The following is a 22,093-nucleotide window of genomic DNA, read 5'->3' on the forward strand; positions in this document are numbered from 1 at the left end:
CCTGGTTCATGCCTGCTGGGTGGAAGGATCTGGGCGGTTTTCGGTGCTTTCAGTGTCACTGTTTCCAGTGTCGCTGTCTCCAGCGCCGCCTCTTTGTTGTTCGTAATGTTCGCGCCGGCTTTCGCGCTTGTCCGCGATCCGCATCCGCATGCCAGCGGTGATCCGCTTGAGGACGGGATCGATGTCGTCGAGAATATCGGTCGCCTTGATCCGCATCACGCGGATGCCGACGCTTTCGAGGCTCTTGTCGCGGCGTTTGGCGATTGTGTCGTCCTGGCCTTCTTCATCGATCATGATCGCCATGCCGAGATTGTGGCAGTTGAAGTCGACAATGGCAGAGCCGACGACGGCAAAGCGCTTGAATGTGTATTTGCCCAGATCAGCCTCGGCAAAACGCTTGGCCAGCGCCTTGTTCGCAGGAGAAGCAAAGCGCCGCATTTCGCGCGCACGATCGTGCAGCTCGTCGAGGCGCTTATCAGAAATCTTCCAGCCACGGCCCTTCTTGTTGAGGGCGGGTGCTTCGTCTGAGGCGGGTTTGAGGCCTAGGGTTTTGCGGTCAGTCATTTGAATTTCAATTCGCCTTCTTGGGCGCGGCTTCGCAGAAGCTTGCAATCGACCGTAACGGAGTGAGGCTCACCGTCTTTCAGATCGCAGTCAACGAAATGAGTAAAGCCCTCGACTTCGAGGAAGTATGTCATGCCTTCATGTCGGACATTTAGGGCATCGCCGACTCTTGGAAGAAACCGAAGAGGCACCCTCGATAGGTTGTTATCGCTTCCATCAAAATCGGCGAACTGCACATAGATTGAATTGGGGATGTTGAGATTCAGATGGCTCATCACCCCACGCTCCCCTCAAGCGAAATCGCCAGCAGCTTCTGCGCTTCGACGGCAAACTCCATCGGCAGCTCTTTCAGCACATCCTTGGCGAAGCCGTTGACGATCAGCGCCACGGCTTCCTCTTCGTCGAGGCCGCGTTGCATGGCGTAGAAGAGCTGCTCGTCGGAGATTTTGGACGTGGTCGCCTCGTGCTCGATCTGAGCGCCGGGGTTCTTGACCTCGATATAGGGCACGGTGTGCGCGCCGCATTCATCGCCGAGCAACAAGCTGTCGCACTGCGTGAAGTTGCGCACGCCTTCCGCCTTTGGGCCAACGCGGACGAGGCCGCGATAGGTGTTGTTCGAATGGCCAGCGCTGATCCCCTTGGAGATGATGGTCGAGCGCGAGCCCTTGCCATTGTGGATCATCTTGGTGCCGGTATCGGCCTGCTGGTAATTGTTGGTGACCGCGACCGAGTAGAACTCGCCCACGCTGTCTTCGCCATTGAGCACGCAGGACGGATATTTCCACGTCACCGCAGAGCCGGTTTCAACCTGTGTCCAGCTGATCTTTGAGCGATCGCCTTGGCAAAGGCCGCGCTTGGTCACGAAGTTGTAGATCCCGCCCTTGCCCTCGGCATCGCCGGGATACCAGTTCTGGACGGTGGAGTATTTGATCTCCGCATCTTCCATCGCGACCAGCTCAACCACGGCAGCGTGGAGCTGGTTTTCGTCGCGCATCGGAGCGGTGCAGCCCTCGAGATAGGAAACATAAGCGCCCTTCTCCGCGATGATCAAAGTGCGTTCGAACTGGCCGGTATTCTCCGCATTGATGCGGAAATAGGTGGAGAGCTCCATCGGGCAGCGCACGCCTTCGGGCACATAGACAAAGGTGCCATCAGAGAAGACCGCCGCATTAAGGCAGGCAAAGTAATTGTCGCGCGTGGGCACGACCCGGCCGAGCCATTTCTTCACCAGCTCAGGATGCTCTTTCAAAGCCTCACTGATCGAAAGGAAGATCACGCCCGCCTTCTTCAGCTCTTCACGGAAGGTCGTCGCAACGCTGACTGAGTCAAACACGGCGTCCACCGCGACTTTCTTCGCGCCTTTGACCCCGGCAAGCACCTCTTGCTCGCCCAGCGGAATGCCGAGCTTGTCGTAGACGCGCTTGATCTCCGGATCGAGATCGTCGAGCGAATCGAGCTCAACCTTCTTGGTTGGCGCGGCGTAGTAATAGGCGTCCTGATAGTCGATCTTGGGATAGCCGACCTTGGCCCAATCGGGCTCTTCCAACGTCTGCCACAGGCGAAAGGCCTTCAGCCGCCAGTCGAGCATCCATTCCGGCTCACCCTTCTTGCCCGAGATGAAGCGGACGGTGTCTTCGGTAAGGCCCTTCTCCGCGAATTCGGTTTCGATGTCAGACGACCAGCCGTGTTCGTACTCCGCAGCATTGGCGGCGGCTTCCTTGGCGTCAGCGTCCATTTCCGGTCGGGTGTCGAGTTGGTCGGTCATGCCGCACTCTCTGTCAGGGGTTGAGTCGTTTCAGCGGGCGGATGGCGGAGGTGCTCCAATGTCACTTCCGCCAAGGCTCCGCGCAATTTCGCGTTGATGATCGGCCAGTGCGGTTTCATCGAGCAATGCGCCTCGTGCTCGCAATTGCGATCATCGACGCAAGCCGTAACCGCGATGGGGCCTTCGACCGCTTCGACAATGTCGGCGACCGTGATGGCGGCAGCGGGACGGCCAAGCTGCAATCCGCCGCCCACACCGCGGACAGAACGCAGCAGGCCTGCGCGCGTCAGCTTTGAGACCAGCCGCTGCACCGTGGGCACGGGAAGGCCAGTCTCGATCGCCAGCTCAGCCGCGCTGACCCGGCCATCCCCGCAATGGGTGGCCGCCTGGCTCATCGTAATGACGGCGTAATCAGCAAGGTTGGACAGGCGCATAAAGGCTCGGAAATTCCGCTTGTTGCGAATGGTTCTTAAATCGGATTGGATTCGTCTGATTTAAATACGCGCGAAACTGTCCGGTTTCAAGCCAAATGCGCCTGCGTGCTGCGGCCTAGGTATCACTCACCGATCTTGCGGTAGGGCGGCATGCGCTCAAGGCTCTGCAAATGGGTCAGTCGTTCGAACATGGAGCCACCTTGACCGCCCAGGCGCGACGGAGTGAAGCCGCAGAAGCGGCGGATTTCGCGGATCATATGCGGCTGGTCGAAGAACGCATCCGCAATCTCGGCCTCCGCTTCATCCGTCAAATTCGGCTGGGCGAGCAGATTGGCCGCGCGAACCGCGCGGAACTTGCGCGCCAGACCCATCGGTGAAAAACCGAAGTATCGCTGCACCAGCCGCTCCATCTGACGGCGCGAATATTGCTCATCGTCGACCAAATGCTCAATCGGGGGGTTGAGCGATGAGCCAAGCCACGCGAGCACTTTTTCGATCACACGTTCGTGCGATGAAGGAATGGCCTTAAGCCGAGGCCTGATCCATTCGGCCACTTCAAGGCAGGCGTCTTCGGTGGACGTTTCGCCGGACAGGCGGCGCGGAACGAGATCGTCGGAAAGGCGCTGGATATCCTCACCCAGCAAATCGCTCGCATGCATGTAGCGATTGCCATATTCCTTGACCGATGCCCCTGTCAGCGCCGCCGAGCCATGGGGAGAAAGCGAGGCTCCCAGACACCAGAAAGGGCCATCATAGGTGTATGGCACGGCAACCTCGAAGGCATTGAACAAAGCGGGCTGGCTATCAACGGTGTCAATCCGATCGCCGAACTGACCCGATGCGCTGCCACGAATGGTCAGAAATAAGTGAGGCAAGGCGCCGGGATGGCGGTCCGAAACGGGCCCATCGTGCAGGCGCAGCTCAAACAGGTTGAGAATGTGCTTCTCCAACCCTTCCGGCGGATCGAAATATTTGAGTTCGAAATTCTCATTGCTGGCATCATGCGCCAGCCTAAGGTCTGAAGCTTTCGTCATATGAGCCAGGTTCGGGACGGCACAGCAGGTGGCGTGCGACCCTCCAGCTGTGCCGTCCCCAGTGCCCTGGAGTATGGCTCTGCAGAGCTGCTTGGAGTCAGCCCCTGCGACGATTGATAATTCAGTCCTCTCATACAACCCTTGTACAGCAGCGACATCACCGCGCCTTGGCTGAGTTAATTACCCTTCCAGCTCCCGCAAGTTCCCCGGTGCAATCATTTCCGACAGGTAAGGATTGTCGGAATCGTTGAGCCGTGCGGGGGTGCGACCGACGAAGCGGTTGATCTCGCGGATCATGTGGCTCTGATCGAAGAACGCGTTGCCCAGTTCCGCTTCAAATTCCGGAGTGAGCTGCGGGAAAGACAGCAAGGCTGCGGCCCGCAACGCACGATATTTGCGCGCCAGAGCTTGGGGGGAAAGGCCAAAATAGCGCTCTGCCAAACGCTGGACCTGACGCTCTGAATAAGCGGCTTTGGCAAGCAGTTCGGGAAGTTCAGGCCTCAAGGATGCGCCCAACCAGCTATTGACCGTGCGGATCAGGTCGACATGGCGCGGATTGACCGGTTTGGCCACGCTGCCAATAAAGTCGCCAATCGCCAAGGCGCATTCGCGGCCCGACTTGGTGCCGCTCAGATAGTCCGCAATCAACTGCTCTCCGAGCACCTCCACCTCTGGTCCAAGGATATCGCGCGCCGGATGCAAGCGATCCTTATGCTCGCCGGCGTGAAGACCTGTTAGAGCCGCCCAGCCCAGCGGGGTTAGCGCCGCTCCGATCACGTGAAAGGGGCCGTCCACGACAATCGGATGCGCGGTGGAAAGCGGGGTCATCACCGCGACGGGCGGGTTGGGGTCGCGTTGCCCGGTGGTGAAGTGCATCTCTCCCTTGCCCTTGGGAAAGATCGCGAGGTGGCCAATGCTGGCAGGCTGAATGTCGCGGATCTGCGCTTCGTCACAGCGAAAATGGTAAAGCGTCGTAACATAGTCGCTGATCGCGGCAGGCGGCGCGATGTAGTCGACATGAATAAGCGCGCTCTCGGTCAGCCCAAGATTGACTTCGCCCAAATCTGAACTGCTGTCGCGACCCAAGTAATCTTGAATTTGGTCCATTCCCCGCATCCGTTTTGGATTTTGTTAGCCATCTTGTCGCCGAATGGACACAAAAAAGCGCCTACGGTTTCACTACTGGTCAGATAACAAACAAAAAAAGGGCGACCCGCTGGGGGCCGCCCTACTGAGTTGAGGAACTCTTTGCAAAAACTGCTCCGAGCCCTTCGGGTCGCAAGCGAGTCTCTAGCGACAGAGTCGCCCCAAGAATTGTATGCATACGACAAGTGACTCTATCCCATGGACAAATGAGCGGGAATTTGGCCCGACGCTCGACATCTTTAACCTCGACAGGGACAACAAAGTTTGGCTTAGGCGCGAGCCATGACAGCCAACCTCTTCAAACTGATCCGCCCGATCGTTTTCGCGCTGGATCCGGAAACCGGTCATCGCTTGGCAATTCGTTCGCTCAGCGCTGCGCCCTTGGCTGCCAAGCCTGCGTCGCAGGGCCCGCTGGCGATTGAGGTCGCAGGGCTGCACTTTCCCAACCCAGTGGGCGTCGCGGCTGGCTTCGACAAGGATGCTGAAGTGCCTGATGCGCTGCTGGGGTTGGGCTTTGGCTTTACCGAGGTCGGCTCGATCACGCCCTTGCCTCAAGCAGGCAACCCAAAGCCCCGCCTGTTTCGCCTGACCCAGGACAAGGCGGTTATCAACCGCATGGGGTTCAACAATCAGGGGGCCGAAGTGGCTCTTGCACGCTTGCATAAGCGGCATGGACGCCCCGGCATTGTCGGCGTGAATATCGGCGCGAACAAGGACGCGGACGACCGCATCGCCGATTATGCGCATATGGCGAAGGTGATGACGCCGGTGGCGCGCTATCTCGCCGTCAATGTCTCCAGCCCCAACACGCCGGGCCTGCGTGCGCTTCAGGATGAAAGCGCTTTGACTGCGCTGATCGACGGAGTGATTGCCGCGAGGGATGAGGTGGCCGGTTCGGATGTCCCGCCGATCTTCCTCAAAGTCGCGCCCGATCTGGAGCCTGCGGATATCGACGCCATTGCGCGGATCGCCATCGACAAGAAGCTCGGCGCGCTGATTGTCTCCAACACCACGATTTCGCGCCCCGACCTCACCTCGCGCCATGCGAACGAGGCGGGCGGGCTTTCAGGAGCGCCCTTGCACGAGCTGGCCCTTACTCGCTTGCGCGACTTCCGCAAGGCGACGGGTGGCGCGGTGCCGTTGGTTGGCGTGGGCGGGATCGCCACTGCAGACCATGCTTGGGAGCGCATCAAAGCAGGCGCGAGCCTCGTCCAGCTCTACTCCGCCATGGTCTATCACGGGCCGGGTCTGGGCGCTGAGATCGCCAAGGGTCTGGAGCGACTGATGCAGCGCGAGGGCTTCGCCAGCCTTGCCGATGCCGTTGGAAGCGAATAGCGCTGCTCGCCATGTTCAAAGCGCTTTCACTTTTCGCTCCGCTCGCCCTCACTCTCACTGGCTGTGCATCTTACGCGCAGCGGGGCCTGGAGACCACATCCGAGGCCCAATCCTATCAAGCGGGAGCTGTTAGCGCCGCTGACCCGCGCGCCGAGGCGGCGGGCGAAGCGATCCTTGCACAAGGCGGCTCCGCAACTGATGCAGCGATTGCAGTGATGCTGGCGCTGACCGTGGTGGAACCGCAAAGCTCCGGCATCGGCGGGGGCGGGTTCCTCGTCCATGCGGGCGCTGACGGGCTGACAACATTTGACGGTCGTGAGACCGCTCCAGCAAGCGCCACGGGCACGCGCTTCCTCGACGAAAATGGCGAACGCCTGCCCTTCCCCACGCGGACCTTGTCGGGGCTTAGCGTCGGCGTACCCGGCAATATCGCGCTCGCGGCTGAAGCACACGCTAAGCACGGACGCTTGCCTTGGGCCGACCTGTTCGCCCCTGCCATCGCTCTCGCCCGCGACGGTTTCGTGATGAACCGCCGCCTCAACAACTCGCTGGGCAGCCGCAAGGAGCGCGCTGGCAAGACCGAGGCTGCGCGCGCAATCTTCTTTGGCGCTGATGGAGAACCGCTACCGGTCGGATCAACCGTCCGCGTGCCTGACCTTGCCGATACGTTGGAGGCCATCGCTACTGCCGGGCCAGAGGCGTTCTACGACGCACAGGCCGATGCACTCGCCGCCTTTGTCGCGGGCGAAACTCCGCAAGACGGACGTATGACCGCGAGCGATATTCGCAGCTACGAAGCCAAGGAACGCGAAGGCGTCTGCGCACCCTACCGCACCTACCGCATCTGCGGAATGGGACCGCCCTCCTCCGGCGGAGTGGCCGTCGCGCAAATGCTCGGCCAGCTGGAACGGTTTGACCTTTCCGCCATGGGACCGGAGAGCGCGGAATTCTGGCACGTTTTCCTAGAATCGCAGCGCATCGCCTATGCCGACCGCGAGCTCTACATCGGCGATAGTGACTTCGTCGAAGTGCCGGTCGCGGGTCTTGTCGACCCCGCTTACATGGCGAGCCGAGGGGCGTTGATCGACCCCACCTCTGCCCTGACCGAAGTCTCCGCAGGCACGCCTCCGGGAGCACCGCTCGCCCGCGCTGACGGGGATGAGCCGATGGAGAACGGCACCACGCATTTCTCTGTGGTCGACGCTCAGGGCAATGCGGTGAGCTACACCTCCACCATCGAGGGTGCGTTTGGATCGGGGCTGCATTTTGGCGGCTTCTACCTCAACAATGAGCTGACCGATTTCAGCTCCACACCGCAAATGAACGGCGTGATGGTCGCCAATGCGGTTGAAGGCGGCAAGCGTCCACGCTCCTCCATGGCGCCGACCATTGTGTTCGACGCCAATGGGGACGTGGTGCTGGTCATCGGAGCCGCTGGTGGCCCGACGATCCCTGTGCAAGTCGCTCGCTCGATCATCGGTGTGATCGATTTCGGCATGACCGCAGAGGAAGCCCTCGGATTGCCGCTCATCATGGCCTTTGGCTCGGTGGCCATCACCGAACAAGGTAGCGTTGTTGAGGGGCTGGTCGATGAGCTCAATGCGCTCGGCCATTCTGAAATTCGCGTCGTCTCCCCGCGCGGCAAGGCCAATGCGCTGCGCCGTACAGAGAATGGCTGGGAATCCGCCGGCGATCCGCGCGTCGCAGCGATGCTGAGCTATGAGGCTCCCGCTGAGGATGATGGCGCGGCGGCGGCGGATATTCCGTAAGCCGGACTATCCCCCGCATAGCGGCCCGCGCTTGCCGCTGCGTCAATCACCGCCTAATTATGGCTGACAACGCAGAACAGATAAGACGCCCCTGTTCCGGCTCGAAGACCGATCAAAGGGGCGGAAAGAGGAGCTTTTGTCCGTGCACGCCCCACCCGCGACCAATCACGGCGCACCGCAGATCGATCCGACCGACGATCCGATCCTGCAAGACATCGACCGCGCCAACAATCTGGTCGAGCTGTTCCTGACCCGCGCCGACGCCAATGCGGACAAGCCCTTCCTTGGCCGCAAGCAGGATGGCGAATGGGTCACTGAAACCTGGGGTGAGGTTGCCGAGAAAATCTGCCTGCTCGCCGAATCCTTGCGCCGCATTGGCCTTAACGAAGGTGACCGCGTGGCGCTCGTCTCCGAAAACCGGCCCGAATGGTGCATGGCCGACATCGCGATCATGGCAGCAGGCTGCGTCTCGGTCCCGACCTACATCACCAACACAGAGCGAGACCATGCCCACATCCTCGACAATTCAGGCGCACGGGCGGTTATTGTCTCGACCGAGAAACTGCTCAAGCCCGTCGTCGGCGCGATTTCTCGCACAGGGTGTACAGACTTTGTCATCGGCATCGAAGACCTTCACCGGCAACAGGCGGGTAGCTTTGAATATCACTCCTGGGACCAGATGATCAGCGGAGACGCTGCCGCAGCGCGCGCAGCGGTCGATGCCCGGATCGCTGACATCCAGCGCGACGACCTCGCCTGCCTGATCTACACCAGCGGCACGGGCGGCGCACCGCGCGGCGTGCGCCAGCATCACGGGTCAATCCTGTGCAATGTCGCGGGCGCAGCGGAAATCCTGCTCACCGATTTCGGCATCAAGGATGAGCGTTTCCTCTCATTCCTCCCCCTCTCCCACGCATACGAGCATACGGGCGGGCAATATCTGCCGATCAGCGTGGGGGCAGAGATTTTCTACTCCGAAGGCCTCGAAAAGCTCGCCTCCAATATCGAGGAAACACGGCCTACCATCATGGTCGTCGTCCCGCGGCTGTTCGAGGTGCTCCGCACGCGGATCATGAAACAGATCGAAAAGCAGGGCCGCGTGGCTAACTTCATGATGGATAGCGCGCTGAAAATCGCCGACAAATCGCGCGATGGCAAAGTGCGTTTGCGCGACAAGCCGCTGAATGCACTCGTTGAAAAGACCCTCCGCCCCAAAATCCGCGATAAGTTTGGCGGACGGATCAAGGCGATGGTGTCAGGCGGCGCGCCCTTGAACCCAGAGGTCGGCAATTTCTTCGAAGCGATGGGCCTCACCATGCTGCAAGGCTATGGCCAGACCGAAGCAGGCCCGGTGATGAGCTGCAACCGACCCAAGGTCGGCCTGAAAATGGACACGGTCGGCCCGCCCATGCGCGGGGTCGAAATCAAGATCGCTGACGATGGCGAGATCCTGTGCCGCGGTGAGCTGGTGATGCACGGCTATTGGAACAACGAAGCCGAGACCGCTCGCACCATCATCGATGGCTGGCTCCATACCGGCGATATCGGCCACTTGGACGAGAAGAACCGCATCGTCATCACCGACCGCAAGAAGGACATGATCGTCAACGACAAGGGCGACAATGTCGCGCCGCAGAAGATCGAGGGGATGCTGACGCTGCAGCCCGAGATCGCGCAGGCGATGGTGAGCGGCGACAAGCGGCCCTATGTCGTCGGCCTGATCGTGCCGGATGCGGAATGGGCGCTCGAATGGGCGCGCGCCAATGACGAGAAATTTGATTTGGCTGCCCTCCAAGACCTCCCCGCCTTCAAGCAAGCGGTGCGCAAAGCGGTGGACCGGACGAACACTGACCTTTCCGTGATCGAGAAGGTAAAGAGCTTCGCCTTTGCCGACGAGGCCTTCTCCATCGAGAACGAGGAAATGACGCCAAGCATGAAAATCCGCCGCCACAAAATCCGCGACCGCTATCAGGAGCGGATCGACGGGATGTATCGGCGGTAGGTCAAATTGGCCGTTGACATGTCCAATTTGGACTCTAAAGTGTCTCTTTAAGACAAGGAGGCTCTATGCGTTACGCATTCTGGAACAACAAAGGCGGCACCGGGAAGACAAGCCTGTGCTTTCAATCGATCTGTCGCTACGCGGAAACCCACCAATCCGAATCAATCCTCGTAATTGATGCTTGTCCGCAGGCAAACCTGTCAGAGTTGCTCCTCGGCGGACTTACTGGCCAAGGAAGTGCAAATCTCCTTAGCATGCATGGCGCGGTTCCTCGGAGAAGTCTCGGGGGCTATTTTGAAGTCCGCCTACCGTCACCTTTCAATGTGCCGCAGTTCAGGTCGCAAGATTTTATTTGCAGACCGAGCGTAGTGAACGATGCTATCCCGCAGAATGTCGACCTTGTTTGCGGTGATCCGCTGCTAGAGTTGCAATCCAACGCGATAAATACGCTAGCTAATACTCAGATCCCCGGAACAAACACTTGGATCGAAATTATCGACTGGCTCGAAGATTTTCTTGCTCAAGTCACCGATGACTACGATACGGTCTTTATTGATTGTAACCCAAGTTTTTCGGTCTACACACAGATTGCACTTGCAGCTTCAGAGCGGATTGTATTGCCGGTCATGGCAGACAATTCTTCGCGGCGAGCGGTGCAAAATGCCCTCTCGCTTGTATATGGCCTAAGCCTTCCGTCGCCAATCTACTCAACCTACGCTTTTAGCAGCAAGCTCACCTCAGCTGGTCGGGCTCTGCCACAAGTGCATCTCGTCGCGAAAAATCGACTTACGCAGTACATGGGGCCCGCTTCAGCTTACGCAGCAGTTCTCACAGCCATTGACCGCGATGTGACCGATCTTATCGGTACACACCCACAGTTGTTCACTTTTTCGAATGTCGCACAAGGAACTGCAGAAATACGCGACTTCCAGACCACTGGGGTTGTTGCTTTCGCTAAAGGCCTACCGTTTTCACAGCTGAGGGCTGGCAAGCAATCCATCGGCGGTCATAGGGTGCAGGTGAAAGAAGACTACCGTCAACAGGTTCTGACCTCAATCAATGCAATGGTCGCTCGACTTTAGCCAACATTCAAGCCGCTTCAACATCCTCGACATATTCGGGATAGAAGCTGGGCGAGCGCTCAGACCAACCCGGTGCGGTGGCTGCCGCTTCGGAGAGCGATTGCAGCAGCACTTTGCGGGTCGAGGGGCGGATGATCGGAAGGGCGGCAGCCGCGCAGAAGGCGGCGGGCAGATAGGGGCGCGCTTCGGGGCCGAGCAGGCGCTCATAGAGAAAGCGGAAGGCAGAGAAGCTGGAGAGGCGCTCTTGCGAGAGGTCGAAGGCGGCCATGCGCACGAGCTTACCGATAAAGCGCTCAATCTCGCCCATCGTGCCCTCTTGCGGGACCATGTCGCGCAGCACTTTCAGGTCCTGATAGGCGACATATTGCCGGCGGATCGCGACATTCTCAGCCTCGGTCCGGCCCCACAGCTTGAACGCGTCGGTGCGCGCCAGACCGATGTCGAGGCTGCGCTTGATATAGCGCTGCTCGCACGCGGCAAAGGCAGCAAATTCACGCATTTCACCAATCGTCATGGTCGAGGTGCTGGCAAGGGTCACGGCTTCAAGTCTCCTTTGGTGTGAAGACGGTTCTCCGCGAACTTGGTTAATACGTAGTAACCATGAGCTTAAATTTTGCGCGTGGGTGAGTGTTTTGGTTTGCGAAGGCGCATCCGCGCCTTCGTCCTCGGTGCTGTTCCTCCGCTTCGCTACGGGCACCTGCGGGCGGCCGGTCGGCCTTGCGGTCCTTCGGACCGTTTTGGTTCTGCTTAGATTAGGCCCGCCAGTGGGCTGCTGGGATCGGCGTATTTCCGCCTTCCCATGCGTCCTGCGAGATATGCCTCGCGCCCAGCCTGTACCGCCAGCTTCATCGCGCGGGCCATGCGGATGGGGTCTTTGGCCTCAGCAATGGCGGTGTTCATCAGGATGCCTTCGCAGCCCAGCTCCATGCCGACCGCCGCGTCCGAGGCTGTGCCCACACCCGCATCGACCAGCACCGGGACACTCGCACCTTCGACGATCAAGCGGATCGTGACCTGATTCTGGATGCCAAGACCTGAGCCAATCGGAGCGCCCAAGGGCATGATCGCCACCGCGCCGGCCTCTTCCAGCTGTTTCGCGGCGATAGGGTCGTCGACGCAATAGACCATGGGGAGGAAGCCCTCCTTCGCCAGCGTCTCGGTCGCCTTCAGCGTCTCGCGCATATCGGGATAGAGCGTGCGCGCCTCGCCCAGAACCTCAAGCTTCACCAGGTCCCAGCCCCCCGCCTCGCGCGCCAGCCTAAGCGTGCGGATCGCGTCATCGGCGGTGAAGCAGCCTGCGGTGTTGGGCAGGTAGGTGACTTTCTTGGGGTCGATATAGTCGGTGAGCATCGGCGCTTTGGGATCGCTGACATTCACGCGGCGCACCGCGACCGTGACGATTTCCGCCCCGCTGGCCTCCAGAGCCGCCGCGTTCTGCTCGAAATCCTTGTATTTGCCGGTGCCGACAATCAGGCGCGAGGTGAAGGTGCGGCCCGCAACGCTCCAAGTGTCATCGGAAGCCGGAGCATGGTCTCCGCCACCGACAAAGTGGACGATCTCTAGCGTGTCCCCTGCACCCAGGACAGCTCCCTCCAACGTAGAGCGCGCGACAATCTCGCCATTGCGCTCCACCGCGACCTTTTCAGGCGCAAGCTCCAGCTCGCGGACGAGGTCGGCGATGGTAGAGGCGGAGGTCTGGCGCGCTTCGCCATTGAGGGTGATGGATTTGATATCGCTCATAGTGGCACTCAAATAGACGCACCCACGCTCAGCGCAAGCTCCCAAGGGAGCCGCGTTGCTGCGGTTTTTGCATCAGGCTTTTTCGCGAAACGCACTTGCCAGCGCGCTCGCCCGCGCACATTTGTGCGCTTGCTATGGCCACTGCCGTCCAATCCCCGCTCACGTCGCTCGACGACACATTCAGCAGCGCCCGCCCGCTCGCGCTTGCGCGCTGGCTGGAGGTGACGGCCTGTTTCGTCGTGCTGATCGTGCTGGTCGGCGGGATCACGCGGCTGACTGAGAGTGGGCTCTCGATCACCGAGTGGGAGCTGGCGACCGGGATTCTCCCGCCTCTGAGCGAAGCCGAATGGCTGGCTGAGTTTGAGAAGTATCGCGCGACCCCGGAATATCGCCTTGAAGCGAGCCTTGGCGGGATGACGCTGGCGGACTTCAAATTCATCTATTTCTGGGAGTGGTTCCACCGTCTGCTCGCGCGAGCCGTAGGGATGGTCTACGCGCTGCCGCTCATCTGGTTCTGGGTGAAGGGCGCTATTCCCAGCGGGTTCAAGCCGCGCCTTGTTGGACTGCTCGCATTGGGAGGCCTGCAAGGACTGTTTGGCTGGCTGATGGTGCAATCCGGGCTGGTCGGCGACATGACCGATGTGAGCCACTTCCGCCTCTCGCTGCATTTGCTGACGGCGCTGCTCTTGCTTGCCCTGCTGGTGTGGACCGCGCGCGATATGCGGCGCCTTGCGAAGGACCCACATGGGCCAAAGGTGAGGCTGACCGGCTTCTCCGCCATCGTGGCGATAATTCTCTTCGTACAATTGCTGCTGGGCGCTTGGGTTGCCGGGCTCAATGCAGGGCACGCCGCCTATGACTGGCCTCTGATGAATGGAGTGCTGGTGCCGAGCATCGACTTCTCTCAAGGCATTGTGTGGACGCTGACTCACGACCCCTTCCTCCTCCATTTCTTGCACCGCTGGTGGGCATGGATCGCGGTAGCGGCGCTGGTCTGGCAGGCACGGCGGGTCCGCAAGACGGATCGGCTCGCTTCGATTCTGGTGCACAGCGCGTTCGGCTTCATGGTGCTGCTTGGCATTGCGACGGTGATGAGCGAGGTTTCGCTTTGGGCCGCCGCGACGCACCAATTGATGGGCGCCCTGCTGGTTGCCTCCACCGCGTGGGCCATGCATTCTGACGGCGCAAGGCTGGCAGATAGTGAGCGGCGACAGGTTTTCGCATGAGCGAAGCCGCTCTCGTCTGGTGCCCCTATCCTGACGCTGAGGCGGCCAAGGCTGCCGCCAAGACAATGCTCGACGAGAAGCTGATCGCCTGCGCCAATATCCTGCCCGCAGTCGAGTCCGTCTTCGAGTGGGAAGGCCGCGTTGACACCGCATCCGAAGTCGCTGTCCTGTTCAAGACTTCGGCCAAAAATCTCGACACGCTTGTCACTCGGCTGGGAGAATGCCATCCCTATGACGCGCCGGCAGTGGTGGGTTGGCGGTGCGATGCTACGGCAGAGGCGACCTCTGCTTGGCTGAAAACCATTTTGGGCTGATCGCAGAGGCACAAATGACACGGCAATCAAGGGAGGATGACGCCCCCCGTAACCTCGTTGCGGATGCCCATCTGACCCGGCGTTCCTTACTCCAGGGTCTGGCCCTGCCCGCCGTCTTTGGCGGCATGCTTGGCTTACCCGGTCGGGCGGCAAGTCAGGTCGCAGACACGCTCCTTCTGCCGGAACGGGCATGTCGGCTCACCCGGATGCTGACCCGCTCCTTGTTTGATGGAAACGAGATCCGCGTCACCCGAATGTGGGATATCCAATTCGTGTGGAATTACAGCGGGTCTCCGCTCATCCACGGCCAACAAGTGTCCGCCGAAGTTGATGCGCCCGCCGCGCTCGCGCGCCTCACTGAAATAGAGCAGCAGCGCTCCACCGCTAGCATGTGGCCGATTCGGCTAAACCGGGGCGGAATGATCATCGCGGCGGGTCGCGGGGTTGAAGAGGCTGACCTCGAACAGGCGCTCAAAGTCGCTGAAGAGATGGTCGCCAGCCGCTATGGCGAGCGTGATGCGCAGGTGATGACGCGACGCTTTGCGGCAGAATTGCAACGCGCAGGGGCCTCGCTCTTGGATCGCCTGCCCGATGATCTGTTCTTCCCGCGCATTGGCCCGATCAACCTATCCCGCGCGGTTGAGCTGCCCGATGGTCGGTTCGGCGAGTTTGCAGTGAGCTACGAGGCGCTGGCAGTGCCGGACAAAGGCTGGCTCGACGTTGCGCAAAGGCGCGTGACCACTCGGCTTTCCGGCACGGTGCAGACGGCGAGTGAATATTGGTCGATGAGCGCCCTTTAGGCGTGGCTGGGTTAAGGCACATAGGCTGGAGGTATTATTTTACCTCTCCGCAAACCCCCGGTTTTGGTTGACTTCCAGCCCTTTTGGTCACAAATGCGCGCCTCAACGTCCCCCCTGGTACTTGTTGGGGGAAGATTCGCGGGAAGGTCGATCAGGCCCCTCCCCCGCGCTTCTTCAAAGACGGATCGACATATCCCTTTGATTTAAAGGATTTCAGCCATGAAGGCTCTGAGCAAACAGACTGCGTCGGTGAAACCGGCAGAGGTCGAAAAGAAATGGCATCTGATCGACGCCGACGGCCTTGTGGTCGGTCGCGTTGCTTCGATCATCGCCAACATTCTGCGTGGTAAGCACAAGACCACCTACACCCCGCACGTTGATTGCGGCGATCACGTGATCGTTATCAATGTCGACAAGGTGAAGTTCACCGGCAAAAAAGCCACCGACAAGACCTATTACAAGCACACCGGCTATCCCGGCGGCATCAAGGAAACGACCCCGGCGAAAGTGCTGGAAGGCCGCTTCCCTGAGCGTGTCCTGTCCAAGGCTGTTGAGCGTATGATCCCGCGTGGTCCTCTGGGCCGGGCGCAGATGAAGGCGCTGCACCTCTACGCTGGCACCGAGCATCCGCATGACGGCCAGGCGCCGCAAGTGCTCGACGTTGCTTCGATGAACCGCAAGAACAAGGTCACCGGATAATGGCTGACGATAAGAAAACCGAAACCGCTCCAGAAGCCACTGCTGAAACGGCTGTGGAAACGACCACAGAGACGGCTACTGAAACCGTGACTGATCTGTCGGATCTTAAGGACATTGCGGGCGATGCGCCTGCAGCTGATGCGGCTGAGATCGCTCAGAACCCGGCTGTTCCCCTGCGTGAGCAAGAGCTTGACGCACAGGGCCGTGCCTATGCGACCGGTCGTCGTAAGGACGCCACCGCTCGCGTCTGGCTCAAGCCCGGCACCGGCAAGGTCACCGTGAACGGCAAGGAACAGGAAGTGTATTTCGCACGTCCGACTCTGCGTCTCATCATCAACCAGCCCTTCGAAATCACCGATCGTGTTGGTCAATACGATGTCGTCGCCACCGTCAAAGGCGGCGGTCTTTCGGGACAGGCTGGCGCAGTGAAGCACGGCATCAGCCAGGCTCTCACCAAATATGAGCCGGCTCTGCGCAGCACAGTCAAAGCCGCTGGCTTCCTGACCCGCGACAGCCGCGTTGTTGAGCGTAAGAAGTACGGCCGCGCCAAAGCACGTCGTAGCTTCCAGTTCTCGAAGCGCTAAACTGGCAAGAGGCCTTTTGGCCTTCACACGAAAAAGGCGGCTCCTTCGCAGGGGCCGCCCTTTTTGTTTGTCCGGTTCGCCTCGGTTCTACCGCTGGAGCAGCAGCAGCCCCCAGAAAAGGCCGCTTCCGCAGAAGAACACAGGCCACGACCAATAGAGCCGCGTACCTTCGACGGTGAAGGATTGAATCGCCAGAGCACCTCCGCTGGTGCCTTGCGATCCGATGACCACAGCGATGCAGCCGGTCAGGGCAGCGGCGATAACCATTGCTTTCATCAGGTCCATTGCTCAAATTCTCCAACAGACGCCCGCGCACGCGCACAGGCATGCCGGTGTGACACGTTTCGATGCGACCGCAGCCCTTATCAGGAAACAAGCGTTACAACCTTGCACCCGAACTTAGTAAAAATCCGGGGGCCTCAGGTTACCAAAGCTTCACCGCTAAATGTTCACGGGCAGCTCGCGCAGGTCGACCTGCAATTCCTTGCCCCGCGCAGCTGTTATCATGCGGTAGGAGGGCGGTGCGCCGTGGCGAAGGCGCGTGGAAAGCGTCCCTGCCCCAATCATCCGCATCGCGTGAGAGCCGCTTTGGCGCACTTCATCAAAGGGGTGATGGACATGGCCGGTCATCACCGCATCAGCGCCCGCCGCGGCAAGCGCAGCAAATGCCTTGGTCCCGCCAATCGTCGGGTTCTTCCGTTTGCTTTCAGGCCCAAGCAAAGGGTGGTGCGCCGTGACGATCACATGGCGAGGATCACCTTTAAGCTCTCCCAACCGATCAAGCGTCTGGCGCAGAGCCTTTCCTGTCACAAAGCCGTCTGACCATGGGAATCGCGCCTGCACCCGCACAGTCGATTTGAGCGAGACGAGCACCAGATCATGCGTCTCAAACGTCACTCCGACCGCTTTTTGCAAGCGGCGAAAGCGGCGATAGGGATCGGTGAACCGCTCGATCAAATTGTAATAGGGCATGTCGTGGTTGCCTGGTTCCAGCACGATCGGCAGATCCAGAGCGCTGAACCACGCCTCAGCCGCAGCATATTCGGTATGCTTGGCGCGCTGGGTGAGGTCGCCTGTAACGACCAGTGCGTCCGGCTTTTCCTCAGCCAAAGCGCGCGCCACTGCATCAAGAGCCGAGGTGTCCTCAACCCCGAAATGGACGTCGCTGATATGGAACAGGCGCGTGGTCATGGTGCGAAACACAAGCCCCAAGTGACTGGCCTGCGCAAGCGCTAAATCCGACCCGTCAGGATTGCCCAGGCCGAGACTGCGTTGAGCGCGCTATACCCAGCATAGGCCCAGACCAGCGATTCCCAGCCATTCCAAGCAAGCAGCATCGCCGCGACCAGCACTGCGAACTCTGCCACCAGGGTCAGCCGTCCGCCCAGCTTTCGGACAAGCCCCGGCATCTGCTCCAACATCGTATGCCCGCTCTGCAAAACGGCGCTGTGCAGCGCGAAATTGGCGATCCCGAGAACAAAGATGATGGCGAGGCTCAGCATGTGCACCCCCGATTGTAGGATGCAAACGCCAATCGGATCAAATCCGCGCTTCGTCGGCGATAAACATCCATCGGTCACGCTGAACGGCGTCAATCCAGTTCGCAGACACGTTTGGTCGAGAGCTGCACGACGCTTCGCAAGAGCTGCCCTAGTCACAAGAGAACAAGCAACGCGAAGCCCCGATTTCGCGTGCATTCCTGCGCTGGTCGAGCCCCCCGTGCTTGAGCAACGCAGACATTGCGGCTCGGACCCTATTCAGTCCCGGGGTTCGGGCCGCTTCTTTTTCTAATCCTCGGTGCGCTTCCTTCGCTTTGCTACGGAGCACCTGCGGGCGCACGGTCGTGCTTGCGGATTCTTCGAATCCGATCAGTGCGACACAGCTGGCAACGCGTGGCTTTAGCGCCCAGCCATCGCCTTCACTTTGGAGAGGTAGGTGCGGCCGATCCGCAAGGCCTCGCCGCTTTGCAGCTCTGCCGACCATACACCCAGGCCATCGTGGCGCAGACCACGAATATTATCGCGGCGCAGGATGGTGGAGCGGTGGATACGGATGAACGCCTCGGGATCGAGCCGCGCTTCCAGACCGGCAATGGTCTGGAGCAAGAGATAGGAGCGCGAGCCCTCCGGGCCCTGCGCCGGATCGCCGACATGCAGCCGAACATAGTCGCGCTCTGCGTCGATCTGATGCACTTCGCTCACCGCGATCCGCAGGAGTTCGGAGCGATGAGGAACCCATAGCTCCTCCAGCCACTTGCTGGTCGTCTCCTTGCGCTCACCTCGGCGGGCCACGGCGCGCTCGATTGCGCGCTCCAGACGGTCGGCGGCGACAGGCTTCAGGACATAGTCGATGGCTTCAAGGTCAAAGGCCTCCACCGCGAAGTGGTCATGCGCAGTCACGAAGATCACCGCAGGCGGTTCGCTATCCTTTTGTTCGGTAAAGGCCCGCGCAACGCCAAGGCCGTCCAGCTCCGGCATGGTCATATCGAGCAGGACGAGATCGGGTTTGAGCTTTTCCGCTAGCCGCAAAGCTGCTGCGCCATCGCTGGCGGTTCCCACGACATTGATCGCTGGAATCTCCGCGCAGATCACCTGGATCCGCTCCACCGCCAAGGGCTCATCATCAACAATCAGGGTGCGCAGGGCCATGTCCTCAGTCTCGCTTGCTGGCGTATCAGTCATGTCTGTCAGTCCCGTGAGTTGTTAGTCAGCTGGTGCCGTGTCTCTTATTTGCCGGACGCGAAAGCGGAATGCGAATCTCGGTTTTATAGCCGCCCGGCATCGGTCCGGAGGTGAAGCCAATATCGCCGCCAAAGCGCGCTTCCAAACGCTCCTGCACATTGGCAAGCCCAATCCCGTGGCCGTGCTTGGTGCCATTGGGCACGCCGGGCCCGTCATCGCTGACGGTGACGACCAAACGGTCAAACTCTTCGCGCGCAGCGACAGTGATAGTGACAGGGTTGGTCGTGGCAGAGACCGCATATTTGACCGAGTTTTCAACCAGCGGCTGCAGGATCATGCCCGGAATGCGGGCTTCCTCAAGGTCCTCAGGCAGATCGAAGACAGGGATCAAACGCTCCGGAAAACGCACAGCCTCAATGTCGAGATAGAGCTTCTGCAGATCAAACTCGTCCTGCACCGTCACATCGCTGGTTGGCTCATCGGCGAGGGAATGGCGATAGAACCGGCTGATCGTCTGGATCATGCGTTCCGCACTGTCCGTCTTGCCCGTCATCACCAGCGCGGAGAGCGAGTTCAATGTGTTGAAGAGGAAATGCGGGTTCACCTGATAGCGCAGGGATCGCAGCTCTGCCGCCTTGGCCGCTGACCGGAATTGCTGCTCCCGCCGCTCCGCTGCACGCGCCTGATAGCCAGCGAGCAGGGCAAAATAGGTCGAGGCCCAGGCGAGCAACAGGAAATAACGGCCCAGTGCGATCTCAACGACCATCTTCCAGCCGCCCACATTGCGTTCCTGAGCGGGCGCAATAATCAGCGATTCGGAGATTTTGTAAGAGCCAGACCCATTGGGGTCAGGCGCCTTGATCGCCGCACCGGCGGGCAGGTCGTAGAGAAGGTTCCCCTCCTCATCGATCCGAAAGCCGCGCTCTTCGACATATTGCTGCTCAAGCCGCTCGGCTATGTCCTGAAAGGCGAACTGGTTGATCTGACCGATGGCGATGGCGATGGGAATCGCAAACAAGCTTGCCGCGCCGATCTTGATCCACATCGCTTGCCGATCAACCAGCCGCAAAAGCAACCACAACACGATGGTGAGGCCAATGCCAGCCAGAGTGAGGAAGGCGCGCCGGACGAGCATTTCATCCTGCAGGCCAATGTCCTGCATATAGCTGCGGGCGGTGATGAGGACGAAATACGTGCCCCACATAAGCGCCATCGAAAACAGCACCGTGCGGAACGGTACGCTAATCGGCGCCTTCTTCGTGGACGCATCATGGGCGGTGTTTGTCGACATGTCTGGATTGCGAGATAGCGACTAAGGGCGATTCACGCCAACCGGTCGTCGGTCGGCATATTCGCTTCGTCGATAGTCACCGACGCCGAACGAGTTGGCTCAGCAACCGCCTACGCCCTCGGCTTGATCATCTCGGCAGGCACCACCCACTCGCCAAACTGCTCTTCGGTCAGAAGGCCCAGCTCCAAAGCCGCCTCTTTCAGCGTCGTGCCATCGGCATGCGCTTTCTTGGCGATCTTGGCCGCATTGTCATAGCCGATATGCGGGTTGAGCGCGGTGACGAGCATCAGGCTCTCATTCATCAGCTGGTCGATGCGCTTGGTGTTGGCTTCGATCCCGGTGACGCAATTGTCGGTGAAGCTAACCGAGGCATCGCTCAGCAGGCGGATCGATTGCAGGACGTTGTAGATCATCACCGGCTTGAAGACGTTGAGCTCCAGATGGCCGTGCGATCCCGCAACGCTGACGGTTGTGTTGTTGCCCATCACCTGCGCGCAAACCATGGTCAGAGCCTCGCACTGAGTCGGATTGACCTTGCCCGGCATGATCGATGAACCCGGCTCGTTGGCGGGTAGAGCAATCTCTCCCAGACCTGAACGCGGGCCAGAGCCAAGCAGGCGAATATCGTTGGCGATCTTCATCATGCTCACCGCAATCGTATTGAGCGCGCCCGACATCTCGACCAGAGCATCATGCGCGGCAAGCGCTTCGAACTTGTTCGGCGCAGTGACGAAGGCATGGCCAGTGACATCGGCAACATGGCTCGCAAACTTCTCAGCAAAGCCCGCTTTCGAGTTGATGCCGGTGCCAACAGCGGTGCCGCCCTGAGCCAGTTCGAGCACGCGTGGGAGAGCCGCATCCAGCCGAGCGAGGCCATATTCGACCTGTTTCGCGTAACCGGAAAACTCCTGGCCCAGAGTGAGCGGCGTCGCGTCCTGCAAATGCGTGCGGCCGATCTTGACGATGTCCGCATAGGCTTTGGCCTTGGCGTCGAGCGCCGCATGCAGGTGGGTGAGAGCCGGGATCAGCCGCTCAATCACTTCGCTTCCCGCCGCAATATGCATCGCGGTCGGGAAAGTGTCGTTTGAGCTTTGCCCCATGTTACAATGATCGTTCGGGTGAACCGGCTCCTTGCCGCCATGCGCGCCAGTCAGGATCTGGTTCGCGCGGCTGGCGATCACTTCATTGGCGTTCATGTTCGACTGCGTGCCAGAGCCGGTCTGCCACACGCTCAAGGGGAACTGATCGGCCAGCGTCCCGTCGATAACCTCGCCAGCGGCCTGCACTATCGCCTCGCCCAGCTTGGCGTCGAGCACACCCAATTCCATATTGGCCTTGGCAGAGCAGAGCTTCTGAATGCCCAGAGCCTTCACGAGCGGCGCGGGCATTGTCTCGGTTCCGATGGCGAAGTTCGCAAGGCTGCGCTGGCTTTGCGCGCCCCAATGGGCGTCGGCAGGACATGCCACATCGCCCAGCGAATCGCTTTCTATGCGAACCGCACCGGTCGCGCCAAAGATGGAGCCGTCATTGTGCACGGGCGTCCCGCTTGTGTTGTTCGAAATGTCACTCATCGAATCCCTCCTAGTATCGGTCGATCCGGCACCCGATCGGGATTGCCGTCCATTTG

At 60.1% G+C, this 22,093-nt stretch carries 23 protein-coding genes; 9 read left to right on the plus strand and 14 right to left on the minus strand.

Annotated elements, in window-relative coordinates:
- Positions 1-6: 6 nt before the first annotated feature.
- The 6 genes from AC0V6X_RS13295 to AC0V6X_RS13320 form a co-directional block, all read right to left on the minus strand.
- Positions 7-564, minus strand: coding sequence for an endonuclease domain-containing protein (locus AC0V6X_RS13295; protein ID WP_486185026.1), 558 nt, complete (start codon positions 562-564; stop codon positions 7-9).
- Positions 561-839, minus strand: a complete 279-nt coding sequence (locus tag AC0V6X_RS13300) for a hypothetical protein (protein WP_486185027.1) — start codon at positions 837-839, stop codon at positions 561-563. The genes AC0V6X_RS13295 and AC0V6X_RS13300 overlap by 4 nt, the downstream gene beginning before the upstream one ends.
- A complete protein-coding gene (gene sufB, locus AC0V6X_RS13305; RefSeq protein WP_486185028.1) occupies positions 839-2,329 on the minus strand; it encodes a Fe-S cluster assembly protein SufB in 1,491 nt (496 codons plus the stop codon). Before sufB ends, AC0V6X_RS13300 begins: the two co-directional genes overlap by 1 nt.
- Positions 2,326-2,763, minus strand: coding sequence for an SUF system Fe-S cluster assembly regulator (locus AC0V6X_RS13310; RefSeq protein ID WP_486185029.1), 438 nt, complete (start codon positions 2,761-2,763; stop codon positions 2,326-2,328). The genes sufB and AC0V6X_RS13310 overlap by 4 nt, the downstream gene beginning before the upstream one ends.
- Positions 2,764-2,885: 122 nt before the next feature.
- On the minus strand, positions 2,886-3,797 hold the full coding sequence (locus AC0V6X_RS13315) for an AraC family transcriptional regulator (RefSeq protein ID WP_486185030.1): 912 nt from the start codon (positions 3,795-3,797) through the stop codon (positions 2,886-2,888).
- Between the two features lie 180 nt (positions 3,798-3,977).
- A complete protein-coding gene (locus tag AC0V6X_RS13320) occupies positions 3,978-4,904 on the minus strand; it encodes a helix-turn-helix domain-containing protein (RefSeq protein WP_486185031.1) in 927 nt (308 codons plus the stop codon).
- Between the two features lie 321 nt (positions 4,905-5,225).
- On the opposite strand from AC0V6X_RS13320, the gene AC0V6X_RS13325 reads away from it, so the two are divergent.
- The 4 genes from AC0V6X_RS13325 (at position 5,226) to AC0V6X_RS13340 (ending at position 11,131) form a co-directional block, all read left to right on the plus strand.
- Positions 5,226-6,278, plus strand: a complete 1,053-nt coding sequence (locus AC0V6X_RS13325; protein ID WP_486185032.1) for a quinone-dependent dihydroorotate dehydrogenase — start codon at positions 5,226-5,228, stop codon at positions 6,276-6,278.
- 11 nt (positions 6,279-6,289) lie between these two features.
- Complete coding sequence (ggt, locus tag AC0V6X_RS13330) at positions 6,290-8,047, plus strand: gamma-glutamyltransferase (RefSeq protein ID WP_486185033.1); 1,758 nt, start codon at positions 6,290-6,292, stop codon at positions 8,045-8,047.
- 202 nt (positions 8,048-8,249) lie between these two features.
- The gene (locus AC0V6X_RS13335; protein WP_486185585.1) at positions 8,250-10,049 is read left to right on the plus strand and encodes an AMP-dependent synthetase/ligase; all 1,800 of its coding nucleotides are present in this window, start codon (positions 8,250-8,252) and stop codon (positions 10,047-10,049) included.
- Positions 10,050-10,114: 65 nt separating this feature from the next.
- Complete coding sequence (locus AC0V6X_RS13340) at positions 10,115-11,131, plus strand: ParA family protein (protein WP_486185034.1); 1,017 nt, start codon at positions 10,115-10,117, stop codon at positions 11,129-11,131.
- 7 nt (positions 11,132-11,138) lie between these two features.
- On the opposite strand, the gene AC0V6X_RS13345 is transcribed toward AC0V6X_RS13340, so the two are convergent.
- Entirely contained in the window at positions 11,139-11,645 is a 507-nt protein-coding gene (locus AC0V6X_RS13345) for a hypothetical protein (RefSeq protein WP_486185586.1), read from the minus strand.
- A gap of 233 nt (positions 11,646-11,878) precedes the next feature.
- Positions 11,879-12,871, minus strand: a complete 993-nt coding sequence (gene thiS, locus AC0V6X_RS13350) for a sulfur carrier protein ThiS (RefSeq protein WP_486185035.1) — start codon at positions 12,869-12,871, stop codon at positions 11,879-11,881.
- A gap of 134 nt (positions 12,872-13,005) precedes the next feature.
- Between thiS and AC0V6X_RS13355 the strand changes: the two genes are divergently transcribed.
- The 5 genes from AC0V6X_RS13355 (at position 13,006) to rpsI (ending at position 16,494) form a co-directional block, all read left to right on the plus strand.
- On the plus strand, positions 13,006-14,097 hold the full coding sequence (locus tag AC0V6X_RS13355) for a COX15/CtaA family protein (protein WP_486185036.1): 1,092 nt from the start codon (positions 13,006-13,008) through the stop codon (positions 14,095-14,097).
- Positions 14,094-14,411 (plus strand): divalent-cation tolerance protein CutA, encoded by a 318-nt coding sequence (gene cutA / locus AC0V6X_RS13360; protein WP_486185037.1) that lies wholly within the window; start codon positions 14,094-14,096, stop codon positions 14,409-14,411. Before AC0V6X_RS13355 ends, cutA begins: the two co-directional genes overlap by 4 nt.
- A 14-nt stretch (positions 14,412-14,425) precedes the next feature.
- The gene (locus tag AC0V6X_RS13365; RefSeq protein WP_486185038.1) at positions 14,426-15,211 is read left to right on the plus strand and encodes a hypothetical protein; all 786 of its coding nucleotides are present in this window, start codon (positions 14,426-14,428) and stop codon (positions 15,209-15,211) included.
- A gap of 219 nt (positions 15,212-15,430) precedes the next feature.
- A complete protein-coding gene (gene rplM / locus AC0V6X_RS13370; protein WP_486185039.1) occupies positions 15,431-15,910 on the plus strand; it encodes a 50S ribosomal protein L13 in 480 nt (159 codons plus the stop codon).
- Positions 15,910-16,494, plus strand: coding sequence for a 30S ribosomal protein S9 (gene rpsI, locus AC0V6X_RS13375; protein WP_486185040.1), 585 nt, complete (start codon positions 15,910-15,912; stop codon positions 16,492-16,494). The genes rplM and rpsI overlap by 1 nt, the downstream gene beginning before the upstream one ends.
- An 87-nt stretch (positions 16,495-16,581) precedes the next feature.
- Here rpsI and AC0V6X_RS13380 read toward each other — a convergent pair whose 3' ends face one another.
- The 6 genes from AC0V6X_RS13380 to fumC form a co-directional block, all read right to left on the minus strand.
- Positions 16,582-16,779, minus strand: a complete 198-nt coding sequence (locus AC0V6X_RS13380) for a hypothetical protein (RefSeq protein WP_486185041.1) — start codon at positions 16,777-16,779, stop codon at positions 16,582-16,584.
- A 156-nt stretch (positions 16,780-16,935) separates the two neighbouring features.
- Complete coding sequence (locus tag AC0V6X_RS13385; RefSeq protein ID WP_486185042.1) at positions 16,936-17,685, minus strand: metallophosphoesterase family protein; 750 nt, start codon at positions 17,683-17,685, stop codon at positions 16,936-16,938.
- A 41-nt stretch (positions 17,686-17,726) separates the two neighbouring features.
- Positions 17,727-17,996 (minus strand): hypothetical protein, encoded by a 270-nt coding sequence (locus AC0V6X_RS13390; protein WP_486185043.1) that lies wholly within the window; start codon positions 17,994-17,996, stop codon positions 17,727-17,729.
- Positions 17,997-18,392: 396 nt separating this feature from the next.
- Positions 18,393-19,175 (minus strand): LytR/AlgR family response regulator transcription factor, encoded by a 783-nt coding sequence (locus AC0V6X_RS13395; RefSeq protein WP_486185044.1) that lies wholly within the window; start codon positions 19,173-19,175, stop codon positions 18,393-18,395.
- 25 nt (positions 19,176-19,200) lie between these two features.
- Positions 19,201-20,466 carry a sensor histidine kinase gene (locus tag AC0V6X_RS13400; protein ID WP_486185045.1) on the minus strand — a complete coding sequence of 422 codons (1,266 nt, stop codon included), beginning with the start codon at positions 20,464-20,466 and terminating at the stop codon, positions 19,201-19,203.
- A 110-nt stretch (positions 20,467-20,576) separates the two neighbouring features.
- A complete protein-coding gene (gene fumC, locus AC0V6X_RS13405; RefSeq protein WP_486185046.1) occupies positions 20,577-22,037 on the minus strand; it encodes a class II fumarate hydratase in 1,461 nt (486 codons plus the stop codon).
- Between the last annotated feature and the right edge of the window lie 56 nt (positions 22,038-22,093).

The organism is Erythrobacter sp. S267 (assembly GCF_057365045.1).